At 60.9% G+C, this 9341-nt stretch carries 9 protein-coding genes; 8 read left to right on the top strand and 1 reads right to left on the bottom strand.

The features are described 5' to 3' along the window. The first annotated feature begins 123 nt into the window (after nt 1–123). Nucleotides 124–750 carry a peroxiredoxin gene (locus tag Q8O80_RS14355; protein ID WP_305580399.1) on the top strand — a complete coding sequence of 209 codons (627 nt, stop codon included), beginning with the start codon at nt 124–126 and terminating at the stop codon, nt 748–750. A gap of 223 nt (nt 751–973) precedes the next feature. On the opposite strand, the gene Q8O80_RS14360 is transcribed toward Q8O80_RS14355, so the two are convergent. Next, entirely contained in the window at nt 974–1204 is a 231-nt protein-coding gene (locus tag Q8O80_RS14360) for a hypothetical protein (RefSeq protein ID WP_305580401.1), read from the bottom strand. A 283-nt stretch (nt 1205–1487) separates the two neighbouring features. Between Q8O80_RS14360 and Q8O80_RS14365 the strand changes: the two genes are divergently transcribed. The 7 genes from Q8O80_RS14365 to Q8O80_RS14395 form a co-directional block, all read left to right on the top strand. Beyond that, the gene (locus Q8O80_RS14365; protein ID WP_305580403.1) at nt 1488–2255 is read left to right on the top strand and encodes an electron transfer flavoprotein subunit beta/FixA family protein; all 768 of its coding nucleotides are present in this window, start codon (nt 1488–1490) and stop codon (nt 2253–2255) included. Then, entirely contained in the window at nt 2255–3184 is a 930-nt protein-coding gene (locus Q8O80_RS14370) for an electron transfer flavoprotein subunit alpha/FixB family protein (RefSeq protein WP_305580405.1), read from the top strand. The genes Q8O80_RS14365 and Q8O80_RS14370 overlap by 1 nt, the downstream gene beginning before the upstream one ends. 72 nt (nt 3185–3256) lie before the next feature. Further along, nucleotides 3257–4441, top strand: coding sequence for an amino acid aminotransferase (locus Q8O80_RS14375; RefSeq protein ID WP_305580407.1), 1185 nt, complete (start codon nt 3257–3259; stop codon nt 4439–4441). An 85-nt stretch (nt 4442–4526) separates the two neighbouring features. After that, complete coding sequence (gene fsa, locus Q8O80_RS14380; RefSeq protein WP_305580409.1) at nt 4527–5180, top strand: fructose-6-phosphate aldolase; 654 nt, start codon at nt 4527–4529, stop codon at nt 5178–5180. A 179-nt stretch (nt 5181–5359) separates the two neighbouring features. Beyond that, complete coding sequence (locus tag Q8O80_RS14385; protein ID WP_305580411.1) at nt 5360–6439, top strand: Mrp/NBP35 family ATP-binding protein; 1080 nt, start codon at nt 5360–5362, stop codon at nt 6437–6439. 114 nt (nt 6440–6553) lie between these two features. Next, nucleotides 6554–7867 carry a GH1 family beta-glucosidase gene (locus Q8O80_RS14390; RefSeq protein ID WP_305580413.1) on the top strand — a complete coding sequence of 438 codons (1314 nt, stop codon included), beginning with the start codon at nt 6554–6556 and terminating at the stop codon, nt 7865–7867. 67 nt (nt 7868–7934) lie between these two features. Continuing rightward, the coding region (locus Q8O80_RS14395) for an alpha-amylase family glycosyl hydrolase (RefSeq protein ID WP_305580415.1) at nt 7935–9341 on the top strand (1407 nt) is incomplete at its 3' end.

Genomic DNA, 9341 nt, shown 5'->3' on the forward strand with positions numbered 1-9341 from the left:
GGCGTTGGTTGCCATTGTAAATCCTGCCAGTCGACATACCTAGTTACCAGGACCCGCCCCATAGGCTGGCATTGGCGCGCTGACCGGAATCGGGGTGCCCGCAACAGGAACAGGAGATACTCAATGGGAATCCATATCGGCGATACCGCGCCGGATTTCACCGCTGATACTTCAGCGGGTAAAATCAGCTTTCACGACTGGATCGGCGACGACTGGGTGTTCTTTTTCAGTCACCCTGGCGACTTCACCCCGGTTTGCACGACCGAGATCGGCCGCACCGCTCAACTGGCCGACGAGTTCGCCAAGCGCCATGTCAAGCCGCTCGGCCTGTCCACAGATGGGGTCGAGGAGCATCTGAGCTGGATCGAAGATGTGAATGACACGCAGCACACGACTGTCAAATTCCCCATCGTCGCAGATTCCGACAGTTCGATCGCGCGCCTGTACGAGATGATCCATGCCAACGAAAGCGCGACTGCGGCTGTCCGCTCGGTGTTCATCATTGACCCAAACAAGAAAATCCGGCTGACGATGACCTATCCGATGAACGTGGGCCGCAACTTTGACGAGATTTTGCGGGTGATCGACGCGCTGCAAACGGGCGACGCCAATAAGATCGCGACCCCTGCCGATTGGCTCCCCGGTGGTACCGTAATCATCCCGCCTTCAATCAAGGACGCCGAAGCGAAGACCTTGTTCCCACAGGGCTGGACCGAATTGAGGCCCTACCTTCGGACCACCAAGATCTGACGACCAAAGACGACCGCCTCTGTCGGAGCTTCCCGACGGAGGCAACTTCAAGTCAATCCACCCTCAGCCCAAGGCGCCCCTGAATGGCGTAGTGGGTTTGGCCCGCTCTCGCTTGATGTCGCCTTGGCCGATGCTGTTCAGGATTGACCCCAGCCCGGCCGACCATTTGGCCAACCCATCTGGAGGGGATGCGAGCGTGATGAAAAAGCTACCGCGGATCGGATTATTTCCGCCTTTGAGCCTCATCCTCGGCCTGATAGCGGAACAACAGATACATCAGGGATAGATAAACGGCAGGAACCACCGCGAGGACCAAAAACTCGGGAAATATTGATGCCGCACCGCAGTCGAGGCATGAAAAACGATAGCCGGCGTAAATGACTACGGCCATGATGATAACAAAGCCAATCCACCAGGGGAGCATTGGATTACGACGTTGGATTGATTTTTCCATAGCGAGGCTCCCAAGGTTTCGCTGCTCAATCTCATGCGATTGACGGTCCCTGCCAATCTAGTGGGTTCTGCGCTGAGAAGATAGGTTTTGAATAGCAAGACGGTATTCAATCTAGATTTGCCCGCCACTCTGGTGCGGCATCGACCCCGTCACAAATCGCCGCTGCGGCCCGACAGGCAGCCTTTTCCAACAATCGTCGCGCCCTTGGCCCATTATTTCTCGCACGCGGCTTGTTCCTCTGCCCGTGATTTGTCATGACACCCCTAACCACTCCGAGGGTCGCATGAAAATCCTGGTCGCTATCAAGCGCGTCGTCGATCACAATGTTCGCATCCGCGTTCGCCCTGACGGCAGCGGCGTTGAAACCGCCGGCGTACGCCTGTCGATGAACCCCTTCTGCAAGAACGCGGTGGAGGCCGCCGTGCAATTGGCCGAAGCCGGGCACGCGGACGAAATCGTTGCTGTCTCAATCGGCCCCAAGGCCGCAACAGATGTCATCCTGACGGCGCTGGCCATGGGCGCCCATCGCGGCATTCTCCTTGAAACCGACGAAGCGCTCGAAACCCTGGCCATTGCCAAGCTGCTGGCCAAGATCGTCGCCGAGGAAACCCCGGACCTGGTCCTGCTCGGCAAGCAGGCCATTGATGATGACAGCAATCATGTCGGCCAGATGCTCGCCGCGCTCACCAATCGCCCCCAGGCGACATTCGCGTCCGAGATCAAGGTTGTGGGGCCGGACAACAAAGCGCTCGAAGTCACCCGCGAGGTAGATTCCGGCCGCGAGACGGTCGCCCTGCCGCTGCCTGCCGTGGTCACCGCCGATCTGCGGCTCAACACGCCCCGCAATGCCGCTTTGCCCATGGTGATGAAGGCGCGTTCCAAGCCGCTCGCCGTGCGCCCCGCTGCCGAATGCGGTGTCGACCTCGCCCCGCGTCTTGTCATCGAAAAGATATCCCCGCCTGCTGAACGTGTGGCAGGAAAGACCGTCGGCTCCTCCTCCGAGCTGGCCGCCTATATTGCCGCCGAAGTCTCGCAGATGGAGGCGCTGTGATGAGCGTTCTGGTTATTGCCGACCATGATCTCGGCACGCTGTCGCCGGCCACCGCCCGCGTGGTGCATGCGGCGAGTCAATTGGGGCCGGTCGACCTGCTGGTCCTGGGACAGGACGCAGCCAATGTTGCAACCGAAGCTGCAAAGCTCGCCGGTGTCGCCAAAGTGCTGGTGGCCCAGGGCCCGGGCACGTCGGATGCCGATTCTCAGGTGATCGAAAAACTGGCCGCAGGGTATCTCTATGTTATCCAATCGGCTGGAAGTGTTGGAAGAGATCGAATGCCAGGTGTCGCGGCAAAGCTCGATCTGATGCCCGTCACCGATGTGGTCGAAATTCTCGGTCCCAACCGCTTTGTCCGCCCCATCTATGCCGGCAACGCGCTGCAGACGGTCACCGACAATCAACCCCGCCACGTCCTGACCCTGCGCGCCTCGGCCTTCCGCGCCGCCCCTGCTGGCCCTGCTGCACCGATCGAAGTGCTTGATAATGCGCTGGATTCTGTCGTCAAGCTGCTGCGCAGCGATCGCACGCAAAGTGATACCGCCGATCTCGCCACCGCCCAGATTGTGATTGGCGGCGGCGTGGCGCTGGGCTCGGCAGAGAACTTCCAACTGCTTGAATCGCTTGCCAAAAAACTAGGTGCGGCGGTCGGCGCGACCCGCGCGGCTGTCGACGCCGGCTACGCCCCCAATGACTGGCAGATCGGCCAGACCGGCAAGATTATCGCTCCCGATCTCTACATCGCCATCGGCATTTCCGGGGCCCTGCAGCACCTGGCCGGCATTCAGGGCGCCAAGAAAATCGTCGCTATCAATACCGATGCCGAAGCGCCGCTGGTCAAGCTGGCCGACCTCGCTTTGATCGGCGATCTGTTTGAAATCATTCCGCAATTGACCGCCGAACTGGACCGCCTCGGCGTCTCCCGCTGAACCGCTATGCGATTGCAAAAATCTCTCCGCGGCCTATAAAGACCCTGCCTTTCCACCGGAACGACCCCTGACATGTTCGAGACTCTCACCAAGGCCCCCGGCGACAAGATTCTGGCGCTCATGGGCGAATACGCGGCCGACCCGCGCCCCACCAAGATCGACCTTGGCGTGGGCGTCTACAAAGACGAAGCCGGTGTCACCCCGATCATGAGTGCGGTGAAAAAGGCCGAGCAGCGCATCCTCGCCCAGGGCAAGACCAAGACCTATCTCGGCATCGCCGGCAATAAGGGCTTTGGCGCTGCCGTGCTCGATCTGGTGCTCGGCGACACGCTGGACCGCTCTCGCGTCCGCATCGCCCAGGCCCCCGGCGGCACCGGCTCGCTCTGGGTGCTGATGCAACTGGTCAATCGCGCCCGCCCAGGCGCCACCATCTGGGTTTCCGATCCGACTTGGCCCAACCACAACCCGATTGCCGAAAATTCGGGCCTCGTGGTCAAGACCTATCCCTATTTCGATGCCGAAACCCGCGGCGTGCGTTTCGAGGAGATGCTCGCCACCCTCGATGGCCTGGGCAAGGACGATGTCGTGCTGCTGCACGGCTGCTGCCACAACCCAACCGGCGCCAACCTGACCAATGCGCAGTGGGATCAGGTAGCCGCGAGCCTGGCCAAGACCGGCACGCTGCCCTTCATCGATCTGGCCTATCTCGGCTTTGGCGACGGCCTGGCCGCCGATGCTTATGGCACACTCAAGGTAGTCTCGGCAGTGCCCGAAGCGCTGATTGCTTTCTCGGGCTCCAAGAATTTCGGTCTTTATCGCGAGCGCATCGGCGCCGCCATCCTGATCGCCCGCGACGCCGCGCAAGCCGACACCACCCAGTCGCAATTGCTCAACATCATCCGCGGTTCCTATTCGCAGCCGCCCGATCATGGTGCCGAGATCATTCGCACCATCCTTGAGGATGCCGAACTGCGCGCCGAGTGGGAAGCCGAGCTTGATCTCATGCGTAACCGCATGATCCGGCTGCGCGAAAAGCTCAGCACCGCGATCCGCACCAAGTCCAATGCGGCCGATTTCGATTTTATTGCGGCCCATCGCGGTATGTTTTCACTGCTCGGGCTCGAAAATGCGGTGGTTGAACATTTAAAAGCCGCCAATGGCATCTATATGATTGGTGATAGCCGCATCAACGTCGCTGGCATCCCTGAGGATCGCGTTGACGATCTGGCCGAAGCCATGCTGGCCGCCATCAAATAGTCCGGGGCGTTTGGACTTGCGGCAAGTCATTGCCGTGCTACACCTTTTGCCCACGGGCATGTTTGAAGACAATTAGGAGGGAACCATGAAGTTCTTCGTCGATACTGCGGAAATCAAGGACATCAAGGAGCTCCATGAGACCGGTCTCCTCGACGGCGTAACCACCAACCCGTCGCTGATCGCCAAGTCCGGACGTGACTTCAAGGAAGTCATCAAGGAAATCTGCGGACTGGTTCCCGGCCCGGTTTCTGCCGAAGTGGCGTCGCTGGAATATGAAGGCATGGTCGCTGAAGGTGAGCACCTCGCCAAGATTGCCGACAACGTCGTCATCAAGCTGCCATTGACGCTCAATGGCCTCAAGGCCACCAAGTACTTCCACGACAAGGGTATCAACACCAATGTCACGCTGTGCTTTTCGGCAAACCAGGCCCTGCTCGCCGCCAAGGTAGGCGCCACCTATATATCGCCCTTCCTCGGGCGCCTGGATGACATCAATCTCGATGGCGTCGAACTGATCGAAAACATCCGGCAGATCTACGACAATTACGGCTTCGAGACCCAGATTCTGGCCGCCTCGATCCGTTCGCCCAACCACGTGACCCAGGTCGCGCTGGCCGGCGCTGACGTTGCCACCATCCCGCCGGCGGTCATCCGCAAGCTGGCCGATCACCCGTTGACCAATTCGGGCATCGAAGGCTTCCTCAAGGACTGGAAGGCCACCGGCCAGTCCATCCTCTAGGGTTTGCCCTTGTGCCGATTGTGATGTTACCCCGGCTCACCCAGCCGGGGTAACGCTATCCGACACATCTGCGCGGCGGCCTGCCGAATCTGTCGACAGTGTTTGTCGCAGCGCAAAGCGAGCTGTAGGCCGGGCTGTCACACTCTGTGTGTCGACGCCTCGCCCACCGAAAGCTATTCATGGCCGATCCTGATCTCGCCGCCGCCATCAAATCCGCGCTTGCCGCCGTTGAAATCCCCGGCGGTGGCGATCTGGCGGGTTATGCCGGGCTCTCCGATATCATCGTCACCCCCTCGGCTGTAGCTTTCGCCATTGCGGTGGCCCCCGGCATGGAGGCTGCCTTTGGCCCCGCCCGTGAACAGGCTGCCGCTGCCGCGCAGCAGCTCGTCGGCACCCGCAAGGTCATGGTCTCACTGACCGGCGGCAAGCCGCCCGCCAAGGCTGGCCCCAATTTTTCCCATGGCAAACCGGTTCTGCCCGGCAAGACGCCCGTGCCCGGCATCAAGCGCATCATCGCGGTAGGCTCGGGCAAGGGCGGCGTCGGCAAATCCACCACGGCGGTCAATCTGGCGTTGGCACTGCAGGCCGAGGGCCTCCGAATCGGCCTTCTCGATGCCGATCTCTACGGCCCCTCCATCCCCAAACTGCTTGCGCTCGAGGGCCAGCCCGCCATTCGCGACGACGGCATCTTTACCCCGCACGACGCCTTTGACCTCAAGGTCATGTCGATCGGCTCCATGCTGGCCAAGGATCAGGCGGTGGTCTGGCGTGGCCCCATGGCCACCTCGGCGCTGCGCCAATTGCTGCGCGAGACCGCCTGGGGCGATCTTGATGTGCTGGTTGTTGATCTGCCGCCGGGCACTGGCGATATCCAGATTTCGCTGTTCCAGCAGACCGTCGTCGATGGGGTGATCATTGTCTCCACCCCGCAGGACCTCGCCCTGATCGACGCCAAAAAGGCCATCGACATGATCCGTCGCTTCAATGTGCCTCTGCTCGGGTTGGTCGAGAATATGAGCTATTTCATCGCGCCTGACACCGGCACCCGCTACGACATCTTTGGTTCAGGCGGCGCCGAACGGGCCGCTGCCGACCTCAAGATGCCGTTCCTCGGCGCCATCCCTCTGGTCATGTCGATCCGCGAAGGCTCCGACGCCGGTACGCCGCCGCTGGTCTCCGCGCCGGACGGAACAGAGGCCACCGCTTATCGCGCTATCGGCCAGCAGGTGCTGGCGCAATTGCCCGCTATTCCGCGCTAAGGGCTTGCTAGGCCAACAGATCCCCTGATTTGCAAGGTGCAATCGATTGCACGGCGGCTTTATCTACGCTATCGGCTTTCACTCAATAGGGTGCAGCGCCGCTAAGGAGCGTAGATGTTTTCGATCGACCGCAAGGATTTTGGACCACAATTCACCTTCGGCGTCGCCACCGCCGCCTATCAGATCGAAGGCGGCCAACGCGACGGGCGCGGGCCCTCCATCTGGGACAGCTTCTCCTCCACCCCCGGCAATGTCCACAATGGCGACACCGGTGCGGTGGCCTGCAATCACTACGAGCTCTGGCCGCAGGACCTCGATCTGATCCGCGATGGCGGATTTGATGCCTATCGCTTCTCGTTTTCCTGGCCGCGCCTGATCCCCGAGGGCACTGGCGCCGTCAATCCCACTGGCCTCGACTTCTATGATCGACTCGTCGACGGCATGCTCGAGCGCGGTATCAAGCCCTATGCCACGCTCTACCATTGGGATCTGCCCTCGGCCCTGCAGGACAAGGGCGGCTGGATGAACCGCGACATCGCCGGCTGGTTTGCCGACTATGCTGCACTGATCGCCCAGAAATTCGGTGATCGTCTGCACGCGACCGCCACCATCAACGAACCCTGGTGCGTCGCTTTCCTCAGCCATTATCTGGGCATCCACGCTCCCGGCTATCGCGACATGCGCGCTGCCGCCCGCGCCATGCATCATGTGCTGTTCGCGCATGGCACCGCCATCGACGCCTTGCGCGCCAATGGCTCGAAAAACCTCGGTATTGTGCTGAACCTGGAAAAGTCCGAGGCCGCCAGCGACGAGCCGGAAGACCTGGCGGCAATGGATATGGGGGACGCCCTGTTCAACCGTTGGTATCTGGGCGGCGTCCTCAAGGGTCAGTATCCCGAGGCCGTCACCAACTGGCTTGGTGATAACCTGCCCAAGGACTACCAGAACGACATGGCCGTGATCTCCCGTCCGCTCGACTGGCTGGGCATCAACTACTACACCCGTGGTCTCTATAAGGCGGGCGCTCCGGGCGGCCAGCCCGTCGAGCAGGTCAAGGGACCGCTGGAAAAGACCGACATCGGTTGGGAGATCTACCCCAAGGGCCTGAGTGATCTGTTGGTGCGCGTCTCCAATGACTACACCAAGCTCCCCCTCTACGTCACCGAGAACGGCATGGCTGAGGTTGAGGGCGACGATGATCCGCGCCGCGTCAGATACTATGAGGAACACCTCAAGGCGGTGCTGAACGCTCGCGCGCAGGGCGCCGATGTGCGTGGCTATTTCGCCTGGTCCCTGCTCGACAATTACGAGTGGGCTGAAGGGTACAACAAGCGCTTCGGTATCGTCCATGTTGACTACGAAACCCAGCAGCGCACGCCCAAGTCCAGCTATCGCGCCTTTCAGGGATTGCTGCACAATACCAGGTAAGGTGGTCTTTCAGTGGCCACGGTGCGGGTGCTAAGGGTTGGCTTCAAAGTCCGATCCGGAGCCCCCCATGACTGCCAGCCCCCTGATGACCACATCGAAACCAGTTGCCGAGGGCGCCCTCGATGAGGATTGGTGGCGTGGCGCCGTCATCTACCAGATCTACCCGCGCTCGTTTCAGGATCAGGACGGCGACGGCATCGGCGATCTCGTGGGCATTACCAGCCGGCTTGATTATGTTGCCGATCTGGGCGTGGACGCCATCTGGCTGTCGCCGGTGTTCACCTCGCCCATGCGCGATTTCGGCTATGACGTTTCCAATTATCGCGACATCGATCCCTGCTTCGGCACGCTCGAGGATTTCGATCATCTGGTGCAAAAGGCCCATGCGCTGGGCCTCAAGGTCATCATCGATCAAGTGATATCGCACTCCTCCGACAAGCACGCCTGGTTCTCCGAGAGCCGACTGTCCCGCACCAATGAGAAGGCGGACTGGTATGTATGGGCCGATCCCAAGCCCGATGGCACCCCGCCCAATAACTGGCTCTCGATTTTCGGCGGTTCGGCCTGGCATTGGGACAGCCGCCGCATGCAGTATTATCTGCACAATTTTCTAGTCTCCCAGCCCGATCTCAATTTTCACAGCCCCGCCGTGCAGGACGCCTTGCTGGGCGAAATGCGCTTCTGGCTGGAGCGGGGCGTCGATGGCTTCCGCCTCGATACCGTCAATTTCTACTTCTGCTCGCTCGGCTTTGAGGACAATCCGGTGGTCAAGGCCGAGGATTTCAACGCCTCGACTGCCCCCGCCGTGAACCCCTATAATTTCCAAGAGCATGTTTACGACAAGTCGCGCCCGGAAAATCTGGCCTTCCTGCGTCGCCTGCGCGCCCTGCTCGATGAATATCCGGGCCGCACCACGGTCGGCGAAATTGGCGATAGCCAGCATCAGCTCGAGCTGATGGCCCAATACACCTCGGGCGACGACCTGCTGCACATGGCCTATACCTTTGATTATCTGGGTGGTGAGTTCTCGGCCGGCCACTTCCATAAGGCGATCCTCGATACCGAGGCCAAGGCGCCTGATGGCTGGATCTGCCTGGCCTTCTCCAACCATGACGTGGTGCGCCATGTCAGCCGCTGGGCCACGCACGGCCAGGAGGAGGCCTTCACCCGCCTGGCCGCCACACTGATCCTGTCCATGCGCGGCTCAGTCTGCCTCTATCAGGGCGAGGAGCTCGGTCTCAAGGAGGCCGAACTTTCCTTCGCCGATCTGGTCGATCCTTATGGCATCGAGTTCTGGCCCGAATTCAAGGGGCGTGATGGCTGCCGCACGCCTATGGTCTGGCAGTCACATGCCCACAATGGCGCGTTTTCGACCGCCAACCGCACCTGGTTGCCGGTCCCTGCTGAGCATCTGACCCACGCTGTTGATGCCCAGCATGGCGTCGAGGGCTCGGTGCTGGAATATTATCGCGCC

It is taken from the genome of Devosia sp., assembly GCF_030689745.1.
Lineage (GTDB): Bacteria > Pseudomonadota > Alphaproteobacteria > Rhizobiales > Devosiaceae > Devosia > Devosia alba.

Coding starts and splice junctions, on each gene's coding strand:
- Q8O80_RS14355 (WP_305580399.1), top strand. CDS start 124: ATGGGAATCCATATCGGCGATACCGCGCCGGATTTCACCGCTGATACT.
- Q8O80_RS14360 (WP_305580401.1), bottom strand. CDS start 1,204: ATGGAAAAATCAATCCAACGTCGTAATCCAATGCTCCCCTGGTGGATT.
- Q8O80_RS14365 (WP_305580403.1), top strand. CDS start 1,488: ATGAAAATCCTGGTCGCTATCAAGCGCGTCGTCGATCACAATGTTCGC.
- Q8O80_RS14370 (WP_305580405.1), top strand. CDS start 2,255: ATGAGCGTTCTGGTTATTGCCGACCATGATCTCGGCACGCTGTCGCCG.
- Q8O80_RS14375 (WP_305580407.1), top strand. CDS start 3,257: ATGTTCGAGACTCTCACCAAGGCCCCCGGCGACAAGATTCTGGCGCTC.
- fsa (WP_305580409.1), top strand. CDS start 4,527: ATGAAGTTCTTCGTCGATACTGCGGAAATCAAGGACATCAAGGAGCTC.
- Q8O80_RS14385 (WP_305580411.1), top strand. CDS start 5,360: ATGGCCGATCCTGATCTCGCCGCCGCCATCAAATCCGCGCTTGCCGCC.
- Q8O80_RS14390 (WP_305580413.1), top strand. CDS start 6,554: ATGTTTTCGATCGACCGCAAGGATTTTGGACCACAATTCACCTTCGGC.